This is a genomic window from Massilia sp. UYP11, assembly GCF_050434805.1.
Taxonomy (GTDB): Bacteria; Pseudomonadota; Gammaproteobacteria; order Burkholderiales; family Burkholderiaceae_D; genus Telluria.
Genome location: NZ_JBNDJE010000001.1, coordinates 174350 through 194745 on the forward strand (window position 1 = coordinate 174350; position 20396 = coordinate 194745).

Genomic DNA, 20396 nt, shown 5'->3' on the forward strand with positions numbered 1-20396 from the left:
GGTCCGATTATCGTTGCTGAGGCGGTCTGAAGCAAGGAGTTGTTCCTCTACTGAGGCACCGATGTATTGTGGCGAAAGGGATTGGCACAGAAAAAAGCGGCCGGCAAGGCCTCGCCGGTCGCGCATCCACCTCAGCCATACCGCGCGTGGTTGGCGAGGATGTGCAACGCGGCAGGACGTTTTCATGTGCCGAACCGCCGCCAAGACTGGATCAGCCTCCCTACAGGCCCAAGGCAGGCATCCACAGGCGGAACTCGGCGCCCGCGCCTTCCTCCCCCGGCGCCAGGCTCAGCACTCCGCCATGCACCTCGACGATCGAGCGCGCCATGTACAGGCCGAGGCCGCTGCCGGCCAGGCCGGCGGCGTTGCGGCCGCGGTAGCCTTTGTCGAAGACCCGCAGCGCGTCTTGCGGCGGCACGCCGGCGCCGCCGTCGAGCACCGCCAGCTCGACCCCGCCGCCGCTGCGCCGCACACGCAGGATTACGGGCGCCGACGGCGGCGAAAACGCCAGCGCATTGTCGATCAAGACCTTGAGCGCCAGCCGCAGGCCTTCCGGCTCCCCGCGCAGGGTCAGTGGCAGTTCCTCCAGCCGCAGCACGGCTTCGCGGCCGGCCGCGCGGATCTGGGTGGCGCCGCTGTCGACCAGGCCGTTCACGGTGATCGTGTTCGGCTGGCGCGCGCGGCCGAGCGCGGCCATGCGGTCCGGAGACAGGTATTCGTCGAGCATCCCGATCAGGCGATCGACCGCGGCGCCGATCTTGCGGTAGCGCGTGCGCGTGGGCTCGTCGGCGTGGCTCGAGGTCGCCTCGAGGCGCTGGATGGCGCCGTCGATCGTGGCCAGCGGGGTGCGGAATTCGTGGTTGAGCATGCTGGCAAAACGCTTCTGCTCGCTTTGATGGGCGCGCTGCGCCGACAGGTCGCGCAGCAGGCCGACCAGGGTCGGGGCAGGGCCGGCCGCCGCATCGGCCACGGCATCGGCCAACACCGTGGCCAGGCCGTCCAGCGCCAGCGGCCGGCCTTCGGCGTCGAACAGGTCGAATTCGCGCCGGCTGCGCGCGCCGGGCTCGCCGCCGGCCGCCTCGCGCAGCCAGGCCGCGAGCGGCGCCAGGGGCGACACGCCCTCGCCGTCGAGCGCACGCTGCAGCGCCGCGCGGTCAAAGCCGCTCAGCGCGCCGAAGGCGGGGCTCAGATACACGAGGCGGCGCGCCGGCAGCGCGATGGCGAAGGCCACGTCGCCGCCCAGTTCGGCGATCGCGCGGAACTGGGCGGCCGGCAGCGCATCGTCATCGAGGCGGCCCGTGACGGGTGAGGAGCCTGGTGACGGGGCGGCGGCATGGGGGCTGGACTTCATCGGGGGTCTTTCTTAACCAGCTGACAAGGATGTCAGGTTTGACACCAAGTATACAGCCACGAAACAATGTTTTCGGAATATCTCTCGATGGCGCGCCTGATTCGCGCGAGCCCCGGCCACAAGCGGCCCGTACAAAGAAATGCGCCATGTCCCGGCGAGTTGAGGGATAATTCGCGCACCATGAACGATACCGCAACCCTCCCCCCGCTCCCAGACCGGCTGTCGATCGATCCGAGCAGCCCTTTCCACAACCGTGACGTGTTCCAGCACGAAATCGGCATCCGCTTCAACGACAAGGATCGCTACGACGTCGAGGAATATTGTCTCAGCGAAGGCTGGATCAAGGTTGCCGCCGGCAAGACGCTCGACCGCCGCGGCAAGCCGATGCTCATCAAGCTCAAGGGCAAGGTCGAAGCCTTCTACAAATAAGCCGTCTTGACGGCGCTGCACGCGGCCTTGCGCCGCGTGCATTCTTTCCGGGCCACGCTCACGCCAGCGAGCGCGGCCCCACCCAACCCACTCAATCGTCCAGCGGCGCGAAGATCGCCTGCAGGTCTTCCTGCGTCAGCGCCATCTTCTGCGATTCGCCTTCGGACAGGATCGACTGCGCCAGTTCCGACTTCTTCTGCTGCAGCAGCTGGATTTTTTCTTCCAGCGTGCCTTTCGCGATCAGCTTGTACACGAACACGGGCTTGTCTTGCCCGATGCGCCAGGCGCGGTCGGTCGCCTGATTCTCGGCCGCCGGGTTCCACCACGGGTCGTAGTGGATCACGGTGTCGGCCGCGGTCAGGTTGAGCCCGACGCCGCCGGCTTTCAGGCTGATCAGGAAGATCGGCACCGCGCCCTGCTGGAAGGCCGCCACCTGGGCCGAGCGGTCGCGCGTCTCGCCGGTCAGGATCGCGTACGGGATGTTGCGCGCGTCGAGTTCTTCCTCGATCAGGCCGAGCATGCTGGTGAACTGCGAGAACACCAGGATCTTGCGGCCCTCGCCCAGCAGGTCTTCGACCATCTGCATCAGGTCCAGCAGCTTGGCCGACACGGCGGCCGTGTTCTTCTTGGACGGCATCGACTTGACCAGGCGCGGATCGCAGCAGACCTGGCGCAGCTTGAGCAGCGCCTCGAGGATGACGATCTGGCTGCGCGCCACGCCCTTGCGGTCGATCTCGTCGCGCACCTTCTTGTCCATCGCCAGGCGCACCGTCTCGTACAGGTCGCGCTGCGGCCCGGACAACTCGATGCGGCGCACCATCTCGGTTTTCTCCGGCAGCTCCTTGGCCACATGGTCCTTGGTACGGCGCAGCAGGAAAGGCCGGATGCGGCGATTGAGCAGGGTGCGGCGCACCGGGTCATCCTGGCGTTCGATCGGATGGCGGAACTGCGTGTTGAAGGTCTTTTCGTCGCCCAGCAGGCCAGGGAGCAGGAAGTGGAACTGCGACCACAGCTCTCCCAGGTGGTTCTCGAGCGGCGTGCCCGACAGGCACAGGCGATGGCGGGCGTCGAGCGAGCCGGCCGTCTGCGCCGCCTTGGAGCGGGTGTTCTTGATGTAGTGCGATTCGTCGAGGATCACCAGGTGGTAGTGGTGCTTGCGCAGTTCTTCTTCGTCGCGCGGCAGCAGCGCATAGGTGGTCAGGACGATGTCGGCGTCGTCGATCTGGCCGAACAGGTCCATGCGCTCCTTGCCCTGCAGGAGCAGCACCTTGAGGCTCGGCGCGAAGCGCGCGGCTTCGTCGAACCAGTTGGTCATCAGGCTGGTCGGGGCGATCACCAGGGCCGGGCTGGTGAGGCGGCCGGCTTCCTTCTCGGTGAGGATGTGCGCCAGTGTCTGCACGGTTTTACCAAGACCCATGTCGTCGGCCAGGATGCCGCCCAGGTCGTACTCGCGCAGGAACTGCATCCACGACAGGCCGTCGAGCTGGTAGTCGCGCAAGGTGGCCTGCAGGCCGGCAGGGGCCTCGACCTTCTTGACCGCCCCGAACTGGCTCAGCTTGCGGCCGGTCTCGCGCAGGCGCTCGCCGCCGGTCCAGCGCAGCTCGACGCCGCGCGCCAGTTCTTCGAGGCGCGCCGCATCCAGGGTCGACAGGCGCAGCTTGCCCTTGATCTTGTCGTTGAAGTACAGCTCGCCCAAGGTGGCGAGGATCGGCTTGAGGCGGGCCCATGGCAGCGCCACGCGCACACCGTCGGGCAGGACGGCCAGCATCTGGTCGGCCTCCTGGTGGGCGGCCAGCACGCTTGGGTCGAATTCGAGCGGCGCGCCGCGGATCAGCTGCACCAGCACCGGCAGCAGCGGCACGCGCTTCTTCGCCACCACGATGCCCAGCTCCAGCTCGAACCAGGCATTGCCTGCCTCGGCCGGCTCGTCGATGTCGGCATACCAGTCTTCGACCGGGACCACGTCGTAGCGGTACTTGTTCGATTTCTGCAGATGCCAGCCGGCGTCGGACAGCGCGTCGACGTCGTTCTCGGCAAAGCGCAGCCAGTGCGCCTGGCTGTCGAGCTGCAGCGCACCGGCCATGGCGTTGAACGGGGCGGTGGCCGGCTTGCGAAAACCGATCTCGCCCAGTTTATCGAGGGCGTCGCTTTCGGCCTTCGGATCGCGCTCGATGATTTCGGTGACGTCGCCGATCTGGCGCACCACGCGCTGCGACGGGTCGAACGAGACGCGCTGGCCGTCGTAGTCGAAGGCCAGCACGGCGAAGTCCTGCCAGCGCGTGACGTTGCCGTCGGCCAGCTGGACGGCATCGAGCAGCAGGTGCGGAATCGGCTTGACGTCATTCCTCAGGCGCTGGGTGAGCGGCTGCGGCAATGGCATCAGCTGCTGCAGGCCGTGGGCCAGCAGCAGCTGCGAGACGCGCTTCTTGTCGGTGCCGGTCAGGGCCGGGGCTTGCGCCACCAGGGCCTGCAGTTCGGCCAGCGAGATGTCGATGCCGCCGCGATTGAGTTCGAGCGGCCCGCAGGACAGGTTGTCGATGTACCACGGCGGATCGGTCGGCAGCATGTAGTCGATCTGGTCGGCCGCGCTGTGGGTGGCGGCGCCGCCGACCGGCTCGACCGACCATCCGAGCTTGGACACGCGGCCTTCGTCGCGCCAGGCCAGGCTGGCCAGGCGGGTCGGGCCGCCCTGCAGCGGATACACCAGGCCGCTGGCCATGTCGGACCACGAGTTCGCCCACAGCAGCTTGCCCTGCTCGAGCAGCATCTGCAGCAGGATCGCGCCCACCTTGCCCTTGGGTTCGGTGGCGCTGGTGCCCTGGGCCGAGCCGCTGCGCATGGCGATGAAGAAGCGCACCAGGTCGACGTCGTCGCCTTCGAGATAGCTGGGCGGCGCCGACAGGAGCGAAAACACTTCGCTGACCGGGCTGGCCGCGGCCACGTCGCCGTTCGGGCGCAGGCGCGCCTTGCACAGGCACAGCGCGACGTGGCGGCCGCCGCTGGTGGGCGCCATGACATAGACGAACTTGTATTGCGCGGCCTTGGGGTCAACGACTTCGTCGGTCAGCTTCGGCTGGGGGTGGGCCGCGGCCTCGACCCGCTGCAGCCAGCTCACCACCGGCGCCGGAAGGGCCGGGGAACGTGCGGGAGCGCGGGCCGGAGGTGCGTCGCTGGCTTTCTCGCGAAGATAATCGACTGTGGTCATTGGGTCTCGTGGCTTCGTATCAAAAAAGGCAATAAACGGCATTATCTCGCATACGGACACTTCCGTTTTGTTCGGAATCGCACGTAGTGGACAAATCTCATCCGTGCGCAAAGCGCACGCTTACATGTCAACCGGTTGTTCTCTCATGTTCGTGTGGCGCTGTCAAGACTGGCGCATCGTCGATGAGCGCGTATCATTGGCCGCTTGGGAAGCGCTGATTTATTCTGGCGGATGGGATTGGCGACGGAAAAAGGCGCCCGGCAAGGCGTAAACCACAGCCATACCGCGTGGTATGGCGAGGATTTACAACGCAGCAGGGCGTCTTTTTTCCGTGCCAAGACCGCCGCCAGAATGAATCAGCGCTTCCCCCACCTTCGATACAACGATTCACGATCCATGCTGCCCTCCATCGAACAACGCCTCGCCCAAGAACTCGCCGCCCGCCCGGCCCAGGTGGCCGCCGCCATCGCCTTGCTCGACGAAGGCGCCACCGTGCCCTTCATCGCCCGCTATCGCAAGGAAGCCACGGGCGGTCTCGACGACATCCAGCTGCGCCTGCTCGAAGAACGCCTGCGCTACCTGCGCGAGCTCGAAGACCGGCGCGCCGCGATCGTCGCGTCGATCACCGAACAGAACAAGATGACGCCCGAGCTGATGCAGGCCATCGCCATGGCGGAAGACAAAACCCGGCTCGAAGACCTGTACCTGCCCTACAAGCAGAAGCGCCGCACCAAGGCCCAGATCGCGATCGAGGCTGGCCTGGCGCCGCTGGCGGAAGCGCTGCTGGCCGACCCGACCCTGAACCCGGAACAAGCCGCGAGCGGCTACCTGCGCGAGGCGTTCACGAATCCGGACGGCGGCGCCAACCCCGGCGTGCCGGACGCCAAGGCCGCCCTGGACGGCGCGCGCCAGATCCTGATGGAGCGCTTCGCCGAGGATGCCGAGCTGCTGCAGTCGCTGCGCGAGTACGTGGTCGAGCATGGCGTGGTCGAATCAAAGGTCGTCGCCGGCAAGGAAGACGAGGGCGAGAAGTTCGCCGACTACTTCGATTACAACGAGCCCCTGAGCGCCGTGCCGTCGCACCGCGCGCTGGCCCTGCTGCGCGGCCGCCGCGAGGGCGTGCTGGACGTGAGCCTGCGCCTGGATTCGGAACCCGAGAAGCCGAAGTGGGACGCGCCGCTGAACCCGTGCGAGGGCCGCATCGCGGCGCGCTTCGGCATCAAGGCGCAGGGCAGGCCAAGCGACAAGTGGCTGCAGGACACCGCGCGCTGGACCTGGCGCGTGAAAAGCTTCATGCACCTGGATACGGAGTTGATGGGCGCCCTGCGCGACAGGGCGGAACTCGACGCGATCGGCGTCTTCGCGCGCAACCTGAAAGCCCTGCTGCTGGCGGCGCCGGCCGGCCAGCGCGCCACCATGGGCCTCGATCCGGGCCTGCGCACCGGCGTGAAAGTGGCCGTGGTCGACGCCACCGGCAAGGTGCTCGATACCGCCACCGTCTATCCGCACCAGCCGCGCAACGACTGGCATGGCGCGCTGCACACGCTGGGCCAGCTGGCGGCGAAGCACAAGGTGTCGCTGATCTCGATCGGCAACGGCACCGGCTCGCGCGAGACCGACAAGCTGGCGCAAGACCTGATCAAGCAACATCAGGAACTCAAGCTCCAGAAGATCGTGGTGTCGGAAGCGGGGGCTTCGGTGTATTCGGCCTCGGAGTTCGCCTCGCGCGAGCTGCCCGACATGGACGTGTCGCTGCGCGGCGCGGTCTCGATCGCGCGCCGCCTGCAGGATCCGCTGGCCGAACTGGTCAAGATCGATCCGAAGTCGATCGGCGTCGGCCAGTACCAGCACGACGTGTCGCAGACCCAGCTCGCGCGCTCGCTCGACGCGGTGGTCGAGGACTGCGTGAACGCCGTGGGCGTGGACGTGAACACTGCCTCGGCGCCGCTGCTGGCGCGGGTGTCGGGCCTGTCGAGCACGGTGGCCCAGGGCATCGTGGCCTACCGCGACGCCAACGGCGCTTTTGCCTCGCGCGCCGCGCTGAAAAAAGTGCCGCGGCTGGGCGACAAGACCTTCGAGCAGGCGGCGGGCTTCCTGCGCATCGTGGACGGCGCCAATCCGCTGGATGCGTCGGCGGTGCACCCGGAATCGTATCCGGTGGTCGAGAAGATCCTGGCCGACGTCAAGCGCGACATGAAGGCGGTGATCGGCGACGCCGCGCTGCTCAAGGGCTTGAATCCGTCGAAGTACGCCGACGAGAAGTTCGGCGTGCCGACCGTCAGCGACATCCTGAAGGAGCTGGAAAAGCCGGGCCGCGACCCGCGTCCGGAATTCACCACCGCCACCTTCAAGGAAGGCGTGGAAGAAATCTCGGACCTGCGTCCGGACATGATCCTGGAAGGCGTCGTGACCAACGTCGCGGCCTTCGGCGCCTTTGTGGACATCGGCGTGCACCAGGATGGGCTCGTGCACATTTCGGCGCTGTCGAACACCTTCGTGAAGGATCCGCACACGGTGGTCAAGGCCGGCCAGGTGGTCAAGGTCAAGGTGCTGGAAGTGGACCCCAAGCGCAAGCGCATCGCGCTGACCATGCGCCTGTCGGACAGCGCGCCGCAGGCCGGTTCGCGGCCGGAGCAGCGCGGCGACCGCGTCGATGCCAAGCGCGTGGTCCAGCATCAGCGCCAGGAACGGTCGGCGCCGCCGTCCAACAATGCGATGGCGGACGCCTTCGCCAAGCTGCGCAAATAGCTGGCAGCTTCATCGTAAGGTGGGCGGGCTTCCCGCCCACGCGTTCGACCTCGATCCGCTCTGCCGCCACGCCTGCGTGATTTGAATGCGTGGACGGCACAGCCGCCTACGCTACGACATCGCGCCGCTGGCCCGTTGTCTCGTTTATCCGCTGTGCTTCATGAACATGCCGATCAGGTAGACCGTCAGGCAGCCGAAGCCGATCAGGAGCATGCGCGCCTGCGGGATGGCCGGCAGGCCGGTCTTCCTGATGTGGATGGCGTCGCGCACCAGCAACACGGCATACACCAGGGCCGCCGCGCCGGACAGGATGTCGCCCACGCTGGAGCGCGTGATGCCGCCATAGATGTTCAGCAGGCCGGGAATGCCCAGCAGGGCGGCGATCACGAAGTTCATGTTCGGCGACGGTACGCGCGGGCGGGGTTGCTGCATCGTTACTCCAATAATCGAATGACAAACCAGGCGATCATACCGCAATGCCGGCTGCATACCGTTACATCCCGGGCAGTTTCAGGGTCGCGCCCTGGGTCATGATCTTCACCAGGAAGCTGCCGACAAAAGCGCCGAAGCAGATGTAGCCGATCAGGGCGACACGCGGCGACTCCAGCAGCGCCGTGCGGCCGGCGCGGCGCTGCCAGGCGCACCAGGCCAGGTACAGCGCCATCATCAGGGGCCCGAGCGCGAAGAACATGCCGGCGAACCAGCCGCGCGCGAGGGCGCTGGCGATATCGAACAAGGCAGGCAGCCCGAGCACGGCCGCGAACACCCACATGGCCACTGGCGGCAAGGTAGCAAACGTCTTCATCGTGTTTCTTGATAATCTTGAACTGATCGATGATACCGCAGTCCACCAGCGGCCGACGGCGATGCGAACCTGCCCCCCCACCTGCGTGGGGGCGACTTGGCCAACTTTGTCGGCCAAGTCGTTATAGAATGTCGCCATCTACTTATTCCTTTTCTTCAAAGGCAGAATCAAATGAGCGACGTGCAAACCTGGATCAAAGAAACCGTGACCTCCACCCCGGTCGTGCTGTTCATGAAGGGCACCGCCCAGTTCCCGCAGTGCGGCTTCTCGGGCCGCGCCATCCAGATCCTGAAAGCCTGCGGCATTGACAACGTTGCCACCGTCAATGTGCTGGACGACGCCGAAGTGCGCCAGGGCATCAAGGACTACTCGAACTGGCCGACCGTTCCTCAGCTGTACGTGAAGGGCGAGTTCATCGGCGGCACCGACATCATGAACGAGATGTACGAATCGGGCGAACTGCAGGCCCTGCTGAAAAACGGCTGATCCCATGGCGGAAGGTCTCCGCCGCGGCGGCGAGCGCCGGATCGTTGTCGCCATCACCGGCGCAACCGGCGCGGCCTATGGCGTGCAGCTGCTGCGGCGGCTGCACGCCACCCCGGGCGTCGAGACCCACCTGGTCGTTTCCGACGCCGCCTCTCTCACCCTGCACCAGGAACTCGGCCTGCAGCGGCGCGACGCCGAAGCACTGGCCCACGTCGTCCATCGCAACCGCGACGTCGGCGCCTCGATCGCCAGCGGCTCGTTCCAGACCGACGGCATGGTGATCGCCCCCTGTTCGATGAAAACGCTGGCAGCGGTCGCCCATGGTTTTTCTGACAACCTTGTGACACGCGCGGCCGACGTGATCCTCAAGGAACGCCGGCGCCTGATCCTGATGGTGCGCGAAACGCCCTTCAACCTGGCCCACTTGCGCAATATGACGGCCGTGACCGAAATGGGCGGGATCGTCTTTCCTCCCCTGCCCAGCTTCTACCACCGGCCGGCGACGATCGCGGACATGGTCGAGCACACGGTGGACCGTGTCGTGGATTTGTTAGGGATAGAAAATGCCCAGGCCGCCCGCTGGGGTGGCATGAAGGGCGAACAAGACGCCTGAATGGCGGCGCCAGCGTCCGGCCGGCTCCCCGCGTTCAGCGTTTGTCGTCGTACTTGTCCTGGGACTTCTTCAACTCGCGCGCCTCTTCAAGCATTCGTCGCCGGGCATTGCGCTCTCGCATGACCTCGGCATGACGCGCTGCCGTCATGGGCGGCGCCGTCATCAAATCCTTGAGCTGGGCGGTATTGGCGTAGTTGTTTCGCATGCGTCAGCTGCTCCTGGGTGGACCTGGGGGCGGTGGCGAACAGGCTGCCACCTGAACAGATTATGACCCAGCTGCGGCCGTTTGTGCGGCACGGCATGACGAAAAGTGCAAGCCCCGGGCAAGCCGGCTTACTTCGCTTCCGCTTTCTGGTGGTTCATGCGCACCAGCATGCGGATGAACTCGCGCGCCAGCTGGCGATGGTGTTCATCCAGGCGCTGCAGGTCGGCAATGAGCTTGACGTCGGCCGATTCGAACCGGGCGCCGCCGTTGGCGGCGTCAAGGCTCGCGGCCTGCTCGGCGCCGCCGAAGCGCAGCCAGTCGGCAGGCACGCCCAGCCACTGGGCGATCATGCGCAACTTTTCCTGGGTGGGAATGGCTTCACCTACCAGCCATTTGCGGGCCGCGTGGACCGTGATCGGACGGCCTTCGAAGCGAATATTAAATTCTCGTGCCAGGCGGGTCGGGCTGTCAGGCGAGTAGTGTGCGTTCTTCAGGGCCTGCTGCAGTCGCTCGCTGAAGCTCTCCCGTTCATTCGTTGAATTCATCGTGATACTGGGTTATTGAGACTTGGACGGGCGGCTTCGTCTCCCTGTGGATGAGAAGCCAAAGGTCCAAATCATACAACCAAAATGTAACAATGATGTGGTTTTTTAATAGTTTTTACGCTTCGTGCAACTAATACCCAACAGCAATCCCGCAAAGTAGGATTTTTACAAAATTTTCTACGATGCGAAAGAATCAATCTACGCACCATTGGTTAGACCGTTCCTCGGGAATGCGCATGCCAAAAAAATTGTATCCGCCCGTGACAAATTGGATGTTAGATTTCCTGAAATCTCACCACGCCGTCGTCACCGGTCATGCGGCGCAGGCGGCCGCCGTACCAGAGCATGTGCAGGTGGGCCAGCGCCTCGCCCAGCGCGAAGCTGAGCTGGTGCGCATCGAGCGGCCGCCGGAACATGACCGGCACGATGTCGGTCGCCGAGCATGGCGTGGCGCAGGCCGCGATCACCTCATCCAGGCGCGCCGCGTGGTGGTCGCGCAGCTGGGCGATGCGGGTATGCAGACCGCGGAAGGGCTTGCCGTGCGACGGCAGCACCAGCACGTCTTCGGGCAGGCCGGCGAACTTCGACAGCGAATCGAGATAGAGCTGAAGCGGATTGCCTTCGGGCTCGACGGCGAATACCGAGACATTGGTCGAGATCCGCGGCAACACCATATCGCCCGAGACCAGCACGTTCAGCGCCGCGCAGTAGAGCGAGGCGTGTTCCGGGGAGTGACCGAAGCCGGTGATCACGCGCCAGGCCTGGCCGCCGATCGTGACGAGCTGCCCATCCTGCAGCCGGGTATAGGCTTGCGGTACCGCCGGCACCAGCGAAGGATAGTAATTGCGGCGGCTGCGCATCTGGTCCAGCAGCGCCGCATCGACCAGGCCGTGGCGCTCGAAATGGGGCACGGCCGACGGTCCGTCCACGCCGGGCAGCGCCGCCGCCATCATGCGCATGAAGCCGAACTCGCCGGTGGTGGTCCAGAACGGCGCCGCAAACCGCGCGCACAGCCAGCCGGACAGGCCGACGTGGTCGGGATGGCAATGCGTCGCGATCAGGCGCAGCAGCGGCCGGTCTTCCAGGCCCTGCGCCACCACCTGCTCCCAGGCGGCGCGGGTGGCGTCGGTACCGGCGCCGGTATCGACCAGACTCCAGCCGCGTCGCTCCTCGAGTTCGTCTTCCAGCAGCCACACATTGACATGGTCCAGCGCAAACGGCAACGGCATGCGCGCCCAGCGCAGGCCCGGCATGACGTCGTGCACGGCGCCGGGTACGGGGATGGCGTCGCCAAACGGATAATCCAGCTGGGCTTCAAGGGCATTCATGGCAATCTTTCGTTTTCGGGGTCGGAGACCGCGCTACAATGTGGCGACACTGTCAGTTAACGTAAACGGCAATCACGGTATCGTTTTGCGATTCTAAGCGATTCCCGCAAACGTTTCCCAACCGCCTGAAAACTCATGCCCACTACCTATACCATCGCCGAACTGGCGCGCGAATTCGACATCACCGCAAGGGCGATCCGTTTTTATGAAGACCAGGGCCTGCTCAGCCCCATGCGCGAAGGCGTGGGCGGACGCAACCGCGTGTACACCCCGCGCGACCGCACCCGCCTGAAACTGACCCTGCGCGGCAAGCGCCTGGGCCTGACATTGTCCGAAATTAAGAGCATCGTCGACATGTATGAGTCCCCAAGGGACACGGTGGCCCAGATCAACCGCTTCCTGGGCGTGCTGGCCCAGCAGCGCCTGACCTTGGAACAGCAGCGCGCCGACATCGACATGGCGCTGGAAGAAATCTCGGCCCACGAGGAAGAATGCCGTCGCCTGCTCTCCGAGGACGAGACGGCGCGCGACACGGCGTGACATTCGCCTGGCCATGTTGGCAGGAAGACCTGCAGTGATTCGGCTGATCAGAAGTGGTCGATCAAGTCAGCTGTCGGAGAACGAACAATTCCAACCCGCATGGCCATGAGCGCCGTGCGGATGGAATCAATATCGGTATCAGGACCGACGTCGAGGGCCGATCGATAGGTCGGCTAAATATTGAAGCACCCTCCAGCCCATCCCGAATTGGCTTTCCGAAATTCGGCGAGCGCCGTACGGCATTGCCCCAGAGTAGCGTACTTTCCGATACTCTTGAGATTCTGATTATTGCTCTGCCAGACCTTCAGCTCATAATGCACTGTATTGGCGGACGCAAAGCTTGCATGAGTTGACAGCAACAATATCATCAATAGCGCTTTCATGGTTTGCCTCCTGCTATGTAACATCAGAATCTTATACGTGGCAGAATTTTCTTGACTTCCCTCCCAATATTCTTGCCTGCCTTTTCCATTTCACGCACCGAATGATTAACAATCTTGACCGCTTCGTTATTCGGCCCAGGCATGGTGGTCATGGCATTCCAAGCCTGGACTGCCGCACTGTTCTGGCCAAAATGCTGTCCGATTTCATTTCCAATATTCCGAGCAGTGCTGACCAATGTATTCCCATCACCAAAACAGCCATTTCCACCGATGCCGTGCGTAAAACACTTGTTCAGCTCATTCGTGGCGAGCTGTCCACCAGTGCAGGTAGCAAACGTCATCGGATCACCACCACTAGCCATGGCACATTGCATTGCTATCAAGGACTCCTGATTCATGCCTTTCATTAAATCAGGCCCGGCATAGCACACCCCCATTCCCAGATAATCTATTCCGTTGCCACCGGCGCTCTTCTCAAGACACTGGATGGCGCGCGCCGTCCGTTCATCGAACGGCAGATTGTTCTGCAAGGCGCAAGCGGGGTATTGTTGCCAGGCCGTGCCGTATTGCCGATAACAAGCCTCTGCAGCATTCAGGGCCGCCCTCTCGTTCTGGCCCATTGATCTGCCGAGCATGCACAAGGCAAGTTCATCCTGGTTACCGCCATGCCGGCGCATGCAATCGTAGTAGCCATGTTCGCGGCTCCCCATCATTTTCGGCGCCATGCAATCCATGAATCCGTTGTGATTTCCCTGGCTCACATAGGACTGGCATTCCTGTGCTGCCGACAACTGGGGAACGAGCGGTTTGACAAACGTGATTTCTTGAATCAAGAAATTTGCCGGGATCGTTGCCGATCTTGTCATCCCATTCGTGCCCGGTGATTCGAAAACCACCGCATTATATTGCTGCGGCATCGGGAAGGTGACGATCGCCATACTCTGCACAAATTGTGGATTCATCTGGCATTTTCCGATGACATGCCACCCCATCTGGTCGATCTGGATCATGTTCATGTCCCAGGTCACCCAGACCGCGATACTGCTCACCGAGGGAAACCGCATGAAGGCCTGGCCGGAAGGATCGCGATAACCCTGACCTTGGTTTGCTGGGAAAAACTTTTGTTGTACAAAAAAATTTTGATAGACGCCAAAGATCTTTCCATCCCCTTGCAAACATTCACCGACGATCTGCTGCGCATGGGAAGGACGAGAAAAACCAGCAAACAAGAAACACAAAATGATTGCCAAATAACAATTCTTCATTTGTTATCCCCTAGCCACATCATTTTAATTGTTTTTTAAGAATAACAATAAAGGTAGCTTGATGCTTAGCTTATGATGCAAATACAACATTTAATACATATCAAGCCGGGCACCTGACTTTATGCTTTTTAGAGATCTTAGAATTTTTATTCCCTGCTTTACCCAGTTCCCGCTAGTTCATTCTCACCGACTTAAGTTGTTGTCGTTCCTGTCAACAATGGCTCCATCATGCGGGCTGGTTCGCTCACTAAACCATGAGGTCGCCACAGTGGCCTCACTTTACGTTTACGTTAACGTAACAGGCGAGTATGATATTCGTTCACTGGCTGCCCCACTCTGCCCAACCACCGTTCACCGTGAGGACGACATGCTGCATCTCCCAGGCTTGACCTTTGACCATGGCGACGACATCGCCGCGCTGCGCGAAGCGGTTCAACAATTCGCGGCAAGCGAAATCGCGCCGCGCGCGTCTGAAATCGACCGCAGCGACCAGTTCCCGATGGACTTGTGGAAGAAGATGGGCGAACTGGGCCTGCTGGGCATCACCGTCGGCGAGGAGTACGGCGGCGCCAATATGGGATACCTGGCCCACATCGTGGCCATGGAAGAAATCTCGCGCGCTTCGGCCTCGGTCGGCTTGTCCTACGGCGCCCACTCGAACCTGTGCGTCAACCAGATCAAGCGCAACGGCAATGCGGAACAGAAGCGCAAATACCTGCCCAAGCTGATCTCGGGCGAGCACGTCGGCGCGCTGGCGATGTCCGAGCCGAACGCCGGTTCCGACGTGGTCAGCATGAAGCTGCGCGCCGACCTCCAGGGCGATCGCTACGTGCTCAACGGCAGCAAGATGTGGATCACCAACGGTCCCGACGCCGATACCCTGGTGGTGTACGCCAAGACCGACCCCGAGGCGGGCCCGCGCGGCATGACCGCCTTCCTGATCGAAAAAGGCTTCAAGGGTTTCTCGGTCGCCCAGAAACTGGACAAGCTGGGCATGCGCGGCTCGCACACCGGCGAACTGGTGTTCCAGGATTGCGAAGTGCCTGTGGAAAACGTACTGGGCGGCGTCGGCAAGGGCGTCAACGTCCTGATGTCGGGCCTCGATTTCGAACGCACCGTGCTGTCCGGCGGTCCGCTGGGCATCATGGCGGCCTGCATGGACGTCGTGGTGCCGTACATCCACGACCGCAAGCAGTTCGGCCAGGCGATCGGTGAGTTCCAACTGATGCAGGGCAAGATCGCCGACATGTATTCGACCATGATGGCTTGCCGCGCCTATGTGTACGCCGTGGGCCAGGCTTGCGACCGCGCCACCGCGCCGGAACAGGTGCGCGCCCTGCGCAAGGACGCCGCCGGCGCCATCCTGTACAGCGCCGAGAAGGCCACCTGGATGGCGGGCGAAGCGATCCAGGCCCTGGGCGGCAACGGCTACATCAATGAATACCCGGTCGGCCGCCTGTGGCGCGACGCCAAGCTGTACGAGATCGGCGCCGGCACCAGCGAAATCCGTCGCATGCTGATCGGCCGCGAGCTGTTCGGCGAGACGATGTAATACTTGGGTTCCCGCCTGCGCGGGAATGACGGTTCACAGCTTCCAACTTTGGAGACTTTACAATGAATGATCCAGTCGTCATCGTCGGCGCAGCGCGCACCCCGATGGGCGCCTTCATGGGCGATTTTTCTTCCAAGACCGCGAGCGACCTCGGCGCGGTGGCGATCAAGGCCGCGGTCGAGCGCGCCGGCGTCGCGCCTGACGCGGTCGAGCACGTCTACTTCGGCAACTGCCTGATGGCCGGCCAGGGCCAGGCCCCGGCGCGCCAGGCGCTGATCAAGGCCGGCCTGCCGCTGTCGACCGGCGCCGTCACGCTGTCCAAGATGTGCGGTTCGGCGATGCAGGCCGCCATCTTCGCCCACGACCAGCTGGTGGCCGGCAGCGCCGACATCGTGGTCGCCGGCGGCATGGAGTCGATGACGGGTGCGCCCTACCTGATCCCGAAGGCGCGCGGCGGCTACCGCATCGGCCACGCGCCGATGTTCGACCACATGATGCTCGACGGCCTGGAAGACGCCTACTCGCGCAACGAAAAGACCGGTGAAGGCCGCTCGATGGGCACCTTCGCCGAAGAGTGCGTGGCCACTTATCAATTCACGCGCGAGGAGCAGGACGCGTTCGCGATCGCCTCGGTCAAGCGTGCCCAGGCCGCCAGCCTCGAGGGCGGCTTCGACTGGGAAATCGCGCCGGTCACCGTCACCAGCCGCGCGGGCGACACCGTGATCGACAAGGACGAAGGCCCGCTCAAGGCCAAGGTCGACAAGATCCCGTCGCTCAAGCCCGCGTTCAAGAAGGACGGCACCGTGACTGCCGCCTCGTCGTCGTCGATCAACGACGGCGCCGCCGCGCTGGTGATGATGCGCGAATCGAAGGCGAAAGAGCTGGGCCTGACCCCGATCGCGCGCGTGCTGGGCCACGCCACCCACGCGCAGGAACCGAACCTGTTCACCACCGCCCCGATCGGCGCGATGCAGAAGCTCTTTAAAAAGACCGGCTGGACCGCCGGCGACGTCGACCTGTTCGAGATCAACGAAGCCTTTGCCGCGGTGCCGATGGCCGCCATGCGCGACCTCGACATCCCGCACAGCAAGGTCAACGTCCACGGCGGCGCCTGCGCGCTGGGCCACCCTATCGGCGCCTCCGGCGCGCGCATCGTCATCACCCTGCTCGGCGCGCTCAAGCGCAGCGGCGGCAAGCGCGGCGTGGCCTCGCTGTGCATCGGCGGCGGCGAAGCCACCGCGATGGCGATCGAGCTGGTGTAATCCCGTTCGACCGGGTGTACGGCAATGATGAACGAACCATGCGAACATTGAGAATTCAACCGTTCACAAGGAGTTCATCATGCCTACCGTATTGATCGTCGGCGCCTCGCGCGGCATCGGGCAAGAAATGGTTCGCCAGTACCGCGCGGACGGCTGGCGCGTGATCGCCACCGCGCGCAAGCAGGAAGACTGCGACGCGCTGGTTCAACTGGGCGCGGTGGCGCACCAGCTGGACGTCACGAGCGCCGAATCGATCGCCGCACTCGGCTGGCGCCTGGACGATGAAAAGATCGATAGCGCCTGGCTGGTGGCGGGCGTCTACGGCCCGGACCACGGAAGCTTCCCGACCGGCCCCGAATTCGACGCCGTCATGCACACCAACGTGCTGGCCGCAATGCGCCTGATCCCCATCATCGGCCCGCTGCTGGCCGACACGCGCGGCAAGCTGGCCGTACTGTCCTCGCGCATGGGATCGATCGGCGAGCGTTCCGGCACAGACGGCACCTTGTACCGCGCCAGCAAGGCGGCGCTCAATTCCGTGCTGAAGGACGCTTCGATCACCTATGGCGCGCAGGGCGTCACCTGCGTCGCCTTCCATCCGGGCTGGGTCCAGACCGATATGGGCGGCTCGGGCGCCAGCCTGACGCCCGAACACAGCGTGCGCGACCTGCGCGCCACCCTGGCGAAGGTGGACGCCAGCGCCAACGGCAGCTTCCTGAACCACGATGGCGCCGCCATCGCCTGGTGAGTCATCCCCACACATAAAAAACCCACGAGACACCATGATCCTGAGCGAAGAACACCAGATGATCCGCGACGCCCTGCGCAGCTTCGCGCAGGAGCGCCTGGCCCCCAACGCCGCGCGCTGGGACCGCGAGCACCATTTCCCGAAAGAGGAGCTGAAGGAACTGGCGGCCCTGGGCGCGTTCGGCGTGGCGGTGCCGGAGCAGTATGGCGGCGCGGGCCTGGACTACGTGGCGCTGGCGCTGGTGCTCGAAGAAATCGCGGCCGGCGACGGCGGCACCTCGACCATCATCTCGGTCAACAACTGCCCCGTGTGCAGCATCGCCATGATGTATGCGAACGAGGAACAGAAAGCGCGCTGGCTGCGGCCGCTGGCCCAGGGCGAACTGCTGGGCGCCTTCGCCCTGACCGAGCCGCACACCGGCAGCGATGCGGCGGCGCTGCGCACCACCGCAGTACGTGACCAGGACGGCGCCGGCTACGTCATCAACGGCGCCAAGCAGTTCATCACCAGCGGCAAGCATGGCGACGTGGCCATCGTCATGGCCGTAACAAGCAAGGAAGCCGGCAAGAAGGGCATCAGCGCGTTCTGGGTGCCGACCGATACGCCCGGCTACATCGTGGCCGGCATCGAGCAGAAGATGGGCCAGCACTCGTCGGACACGGCGCAGATCGTGTTCGACAATTGCCGCATCCCGGCGGAGAACCTGATCGGCGAGGAAGGCATGGGCTACAGGATCGCCCTGTCCGGGCTGGAGGGCGGCCGCATCGGCATCGCCGTGCAATCGGTCGGCATGGCGCGCGCGGCCTACGAGGCGGCGCTCGGCTATGCGAAAGAACGCGAGAGCTTTGGCAAACCGATCTTCGAGCACCAGGCGGTGCAGTTCCGCCTGGCCGAGATGGCGATGAAGATCGAGGCCGCGCGCCAGCTGATCCTGCACGCCGCCGCGATGAAGGATGCGGGCCTGCCGTGCCTGAAGGAAGCGGCGATGGCCAAGCTGTTCGCTTCCGAGATGGCCGAGAACGTCGTGTCGAGCGCGATGCAGGTGTTTGGCGGCTATGGCTACGTGGCCGACTTCCCGGTCGAGCGCATCTACCGCGACGTGCGCGTATGCCAGATCTATGAAGGCACGAGCGACATCCAGAAGATCCTGATCGCGCGCGCACTGTGAGCCTGCCCCTCCTCCAGATCGCGCCGCTGGCGCCGGAGCGGCTGGCGCAGCTTTTTCAGTATCTCGACGACCAGCTGCAGGAAAATGGCCGCGCCGGCATGCCGCTGTTCCAGCCACTGTCGCGCCTCCAGTCGCGCGTGCCGCCCGAGAAAGCGGCGGCCTTCGCGGCCAGCTTCGCGGTGCCGTTCGGCCAGCCGGGCTGGCGCCGCATGTGGGTCGCGCTCGACACGCTGGGCGCGATCGCGGGCCACATCGACCTGCGCGCGCGGCCCGATCCATCCTCGAGCCATCGAGCACTGCTGGGCATGGGCGTGCACCGCGACTACCGGCGCTTTGGGCTGGGCCGGCAACTCGTCGAGACGGCGCTGGCCTGGGCCGCCGCCACGCCGCCGCTCGAATGGGTCGACCTCGACGTGCTGTCAGTCAACCTCGCCGCGCGCCGGCTGTATGAGCGCGCCGGCTTCGTGGTCACGGGCGACGTGCCCGACCTGTACCGCATCGATGGCGAGTCGCACGGCTCGGTCATGATGAGCCGGCACGTAGGGTTGGCGGCTGCGCCGCCGACGCGGTGAGCGCTACCGGCTCCGATATCGCGCCGGATGATCTCGCTGCCAACCATCAACGCGTCGGCGGCGCAGCCGCCGACCCTACGATACAGCAGCCTCCAGCAACGTGATCGTCTGCGCCCGGGTATCGATCCGCGCCTGGATCCCCATCGGCAGGGTGAACTGGTTGCGGATATGCCCGATCGAGTAGCCTGACACCGCGGGGATGGTCAACGGATGCAGGTGCAGGCCCAGCGTGCGCTCCAGCGTGAGCGAGATGTCTTCGTGCTCCGGCCCGCAGTTCTCGCAGATGCCGACCACCAGCGCCGCCGCATTCCTGAAGCCGCCCGCCAGGTCGAGCTGGGTCATCCAGCGGTCGATCCGGTACGGCGCTTCGTTCACCTCTTCCAGGAACAGGATGCTGCCCGCGATGTCGGCCGCGTACGGCGTGCCGGCCAGCGCCGCCACCAGCGACAGGTTGCCGCCCATGAGCGGACCGGTGGCCACGCCGTGGGTGAAGGTGTGGACGCCGAAGTGCGGTTCGCTCAGCGCGCGCTCGGCGTTCTCCCGCGACATCGGGATCGTGTAGCTGGCCTGCGGATCGGTGAGCACCGCCATCATGTGCTCGGTCGAATACGGCGTCATCGTCGACGACGCCACCGGGCCGTGGAAGGTCACCAGGCCGGTCTGCTTGAATATCGCCAGGTGCAGCGCCGTGATGTCGGAGTAACCGATCAAGACCTTGGGGTTGCGGCGAATGAGGTCGACATCCAGGCTCGATACCAGCGAGATGCAGCCCGAGCCGCCGCGGATCGGCCAGATCGCCTTGACCTCGGGGTCGAGGAACATCGCATGCAGGTCGGCCAGGCGCTGCTGGACCGAGCCTGCGTAGTTGCCGAACACTTCGCGCAGGTAGGCGCCCTGCTTGACGCGAAAGCCCAGCGCTTCGATATTGCGCACCGCCTTCTCGATGGCGCGCTCGTTGGTGTAGCCGCCGGGCGCGATCAGTCCGACGACGTCGCCGCGCTGCAGGCGTGGCGGCTTGATGAGTTTTTTCATGGGACGCGAGGAAGGCGTGCGCGCCGGGGCAACGCCGGGCAAGGCAAGGGACAAGGCGGCGGCAACGGCGCCGAAGCTGCGGCGGCTGATCTTCATGCGTGAGGCAACGCTCCAAAAGAAAAACGGCCCGCGCCGGGAGGTCGACCACCTCCCCGGCGC

At 64.5% G+C, this 20396-nt stretch carries 19 protein-coding genes; 10 read left to right on the top strand and 9 right to left on the bottom strand.

Features of this window, described 5'->3' with window-relative positions:
* Positions 1-220 precede the first annotated feature (220 nt).
* Positions 221-1351, bottom strand: coding sequence for a sensor histidine kinase (locus ABIB38_RS00745; RefSeq protein WP_429200890.1), 1131 nt, complete (start codon positions 1349-1351; stop codon positions 221-223).
* 180 nt (positions 1352-1531) lie between these two features.
* On the opposite strand from ABIB38_RS00745, the gene ABIB38_RS00750 reads away from it, so the two are divergent.
* On the top strand, positions 1532-1780 hold the full coding sequence (locus tag ABIB38_RS00750; RefSeq protein WP_429200892.1) for a DUF3297 family protein: 249 nt from the start codon (positions 1532-1534) through the stop codon (positions 1778-1780).
* A gap of 91 nt (positions 1781-1871) precedes the next feature.
* On the opposite strand, the gene ABIB38_RS00755 is transcribed toward ABIB38_RS00750, so the two are convergent.
* The gene (locus tag ABIB38_RS00755; RefSeq protein ID WP_429200894.1) at positions 1872-4985 is read right to left on the bottom strand and encodes a DEAD/DEAH box helicase; all 3114 of its coding nucleotides are present in this window, start codon (positions 4983-4985) and stop codon (positions 1872-1874) included.
* Positions 4986-5381: 396 nt separating this feature from the next.
* On the opposite strand from ABIB38_RS00755, the gene ABIB38_RS00760 reads away from it, so the two are divergent.
* On the top strand, positions 5382-7733 hold the full coding sequence (locus ABIB38_RS00760; protein WP_429200896.1) for a Tex family protein: 2352 nt from the start codon (positions 5382-5384) through the stop codon (positions 7731-7733).
* Positions 7734-7877: 144 nt separating this feature from the next.
* On the opposite strand, the gene ABIB38_RS00765 is transcribed toward ABIB38_RS00760, so the two are convergent.
* Both ABIB38_RS00765 and ABIB38_RS00770 read right to left on the bottom strand, forming a co-directional pair.
* Positions 7878-8165, bottom strand: a complete 288-nt coding sequence (locus ABIB38_RS00765) for a hypothetical protein (RefSeq protein ID WP_429200897.1) — start codon at positions 8163-8165, stop codon at positions 7878-7880.
* A gap of 61 nt (positions 8166-8226) precedes the next feature.
* Positions 8227-8538: a hypothetical protein gene (locus ABIB38_RS00770; RefSeq protein ID WP_429200898.1), complete on the bottom strand. Its 312-nt coding sequence runs from the start codon at positions 8536-8538 to the stop codon at positions 8227-8229.
* 171 nt (positions 8539-8709) lie between these two features.
* Between ABIB38_RS00770 and grxD the strand changes: the two genes are divergently transcribed.
* The gene (gene grxD, locus ABIB38_RS00775; protein WP_429200900.1) at positions 8710-9024 is read left to right on the top strand and encodes a Grx4 family monothiol glutaredoxin; all 315 of its coding nucleotides are present in this window, start codon (positions 8710-8712) and stop codon (positions 9022-9024) included.
* Between the two features lie 4 nt (positions 9025-9028).
* Positions 9029-9637 carry a UbiX family flavin prenyltransferase gene (locus ABIB38_RS00780; RefSeq protein WP_429200902.1) on the top strand — a complete coding sequence of 203 codons (609 nt, stop codon included), beginning with the start codon at positions 9029-9031 and terminating at the stop codon, positions 9635-9637.
* A gap of 34 nt (positions 9638-9671) precedes the next feature.
* Here ABIB38_RS00780 and ABIB38_RS00785 read toward each other — a convergent pair whose 3' ends face one another.
* The 3 genes from ABIB38_RS00785 to ABIB38_RS00795 all read right to left on the bottom strand — a co-directional run bounded on the left by ABIB38_RS00785 (position 9672) and on the right by ABIB38_RS00795 (position 11715).
* Entirely contained in the window at positions 9672-9842 is a 171-nt protein-coding gene (locus ABIB38_RS00785; protein ID WP_005664342.1) for a hypothetical protein, read from the bottom strand.
* Between the two features lie 128 nt (positions 9843-9970).
* The gene (locus ABIB38_RS00790) at positions 9971-10387 is read right to left on the bottom strand and encodes a hypothetical protein (RefSeq protein WP_429200904.1); all 417 of its coding nucleotides are present in this window, start codon (positions 10385-10387) and stop codon (positions 9971-9973) included.
* A gap of 275 nt (positions 10388-10662) precedes the next feature.
* Positions 10663-11715, bottom strand: coding sequence for an MBL fold metallo-hydrolase (locus ABIB38_RS00795; protein ID WP_429200906.1), 1053 nt, complete (start codon positions 11713-11715; stop codon positions 10663-10665).
* Between the two features lie 135 nt (positions 11716-11850).
* Here ABIB38_RS00795 and ABIB38_RS00800 point away from each other — a divergent pair, with 135 nt between their 5' ends.
* The gene (locus ABIB38_RS00800; RefSeq protein WP_429200908.1) at positions 11851-12255 is read left to right on the top strand and encodes a MerR family transcriptional regulator; all 405 of its coding nucleotides are present in this window, start codon (positions 11851-11853) and stop codon (positions 12253-12255) included.
* Between the two features lie 406 nt (positions 12256-12661).
* Here ABIB38_RS00800 and ABIB38_RS00805 read toward each other — a convergent pair whose 3' ends face one another.
* Positions 12662-13903: a hypothetical protein gene (locus tag ABIB38_RS00805; protein ID WP_429200909.1), complete on the bottom strand. Its 1242-nt coding sequence runs from the start codon at positions 13901-13903 to the stop codon at positions 12662-12664.
* 367 nt (positions 13904-14270) lie between these two features.
* On the opposite strand from ABIB38_RS00805, the gene ABIB38_RS00810 reads away from it, so the two are divergent.
* From ABIB38_RS00810 to ABIB38_RS00830, 5 genes are all read left to right on the top strand, one after another.
* Positions 14271-15455, top strand: a complete 1185-nt coding sequence (locus ABIB38_RS00810; protein WP_429200911.1) for an isovaleryl-CoA dehydrogenase — start codon at positions 14271-14273, stop codon at positions 15453-15455.
* Positions 15456-15517: 62 nt separating this feature from the next.
* The gene (locus tag ABIB38_RS00815) at positions 15518-16717 is read left to right on the top strand and encodes an acetyl-CoA C-acyltransferase (protein WP_429200912.1); all 1200 of its coding nucleotides are present in this window, start codon (positions 15518-15520) and stop codon (positions 16715-16717) included.
* Between the two features lie 79 nt (positions 16718-16796).
* A complete protein-coding gene (locus ABIB38_RS00820) occupies positions 16797-17465 on the top strand; it encodes an SDR family oxidoreductase (RefSeq protein WP_429200913.1) in 669 nt (222 codons plus the stop codon).
* Positions 17466-17499: 34 nt separating this feature from the next.
* Positions 17500-18633, top strand: a complete 1134-nt coding sequence (locus ABIB38_RS00825; protein ID WP_429200914.1) for an acyl-CoA dehydrogenase family protein — start codon at positions 17500-17502, stop codon at positions 18631-18633.
* Positions 18630-19205, top strand: coding sequence for a GNAT family N-acetyltransferase (locus ABIB38_RS00830; RefSeq protein WP_429200916.1), 576 nt, complete (start codon positions 18630-18632; stop codon positions 19203-19205). Before ABIB38_RS00825 ends, ABIB38_RS00830 begins: the two co-directional genes overlap by 4 nt.
* Before the next feature lie 75 nt (positions 19206-19280).
* On the opposite strand, the gene ABIB38_RS00835 is transcribed toward ABIB38_RS00830, so the two are convergent.
* Positions 19281-20333: a S66 peptidase family protein gene (locus ABIB38_RS00835; RefSeq protein ID WP_429200918.1), complete on the bottom strand. Its 1053-nt coding sequence runs from the start codon at positions 20331-20333 to the stop codon at positions 19281-19283.
* Positions 20334-20396 lie beyond the last annotated feature (63 nt).

Excerpts from the sequence above, each read along its gene's own strand:
- ABIB38_RS00745 (WP_429200890.1), bottom strand. The coding sequence starts at position 1,351 with ATGAAGTCCAGCCCCCATGCCGCCGCCCCGTCACCAGGCTCCTCACCC.
- ABIB38_RS00750 (WP_429200892.1), top strand. The coding sequence starts at position 1,532 with ATGAACGATACCGCAACCCTCCCCCCGCTCCCAGACCGGCTGTCGATC.
- ABIB38_RS00755 (WP_429200894.1), bottom strand. The coding sequence starts at position 4,985 with ATGACCACAGTCGATTATCTTCGCGAGAAAGCCAGCGACGCACCTCCG.
- ABIB38_RS00760 (WP_429200896.1), top strand. The coding sequence starts at position 5,382 with ATGCTGCCCTCCATCGAACAACGCCTCGCCCAAGAACTCGCCGCCCGC.
- ABIB38_RS00765 (WP_429200897.1), bottom strand. The coding sequence starts at position 8,165 with ATGCAGCAACCCCGCCCGCGCGTACCGTCGCCGAACATGAACTTCGTG.
- ABIB38_RS00770 (WP_429200898.1), bottom strand. The coding sequence starts at position 8,538 with ATGAAGACGTTTGCTACCTTGCCGCCAGTGGCCATGTGGGTGTTCGCG.
- grxD (WP_429200900.1), top strand. The coding sequence starts at position 8,710 with ATGAGCGACGTGCAAACCTGGATCAAAGAAACCGTGACCTCCACCCCG.
- ABIB38_RS00780 (WP_429200902.1), top strand. The coding sequence starts at position 9,029 with ATGGCGGAAGGTCTCCGCCGCGGCGGCGAGCGCCGGATCGTTGTCGCC.
- ABIB38_RS00785 (WP_005664342.1), bottom strand. The coding sequence starts at position 9,842 with ATGCGAAACAACTACGCCAATACCGCCCAGCTCAAGGATTTGATGACG.
- ABIB38_RS00790 (WP_429200904.1), bottom strand. The coding sequence starts at position 10,387 with ATGAATTCAACGAATGAACGGGAGAGCTTCAGCGAGCGACTGCAGCAG.
- ABIB38_RS00795 (WP_429200906.1), bottom strand. The coding sequence starts at position 11,715 with ATGAATGCCCTTGAAGCCCAGCTGGATTATCCGTTTGGCGACGCCATC.
- ABIB38_RS00800 (WP_429200908.1), top strand. The coding sequence starts at position 11,851 with ATGCCCACTACCTATACCATCGCCGAACTGGCGCGCGAATTCGACATC.
- ABIB38_RS00805 (WP_429200909.1), bottom strand. The coding sequence starts at position 13,903 with ATGAAGAATTGTTATTTGGCAATCATTTTGTGTTTCTTGTTTGCTGGT.
- ABIB38_RS00810 (WP_429200911.1), top strand. The coding sequence starts at position 14,271 with ATGCTGCATCTCCCAGGCTTGACCTTTGACCATGGCGACGACATCGCC.
- ABIB38_RS00815 (WP_429200912.1), top strand. The coding sequence starts at position 15,518 with ATGAATGATCCAGTCGTCATCGTCGGCGCAGCGCGCACCCCGATGGGC.
- ABIB38_RS00820 (WP_429200913.1), top strand. The coding sequence starts at position 16,797 with ATGCCTACCGTATTGATCGTCGGCGCCTCGCGCGGCATCGGGCAAGAA.
- ABIB38_RS00825 (WP_429200914.1), top strand. The coding sequence starts at position 17,500 with ATGATCCTGAGCGAAGAACACCAGATGATCCGCGACGCCCTGCGCAGC.
- ABIB38_RS00835 (WP_429200918.1), bottom strand. The coding sequence starts at position 20,333 with ATGAAGATCAGCCGCCGCAGCTTCGGCGCCGTTGCCGCCGCCTTGTCC.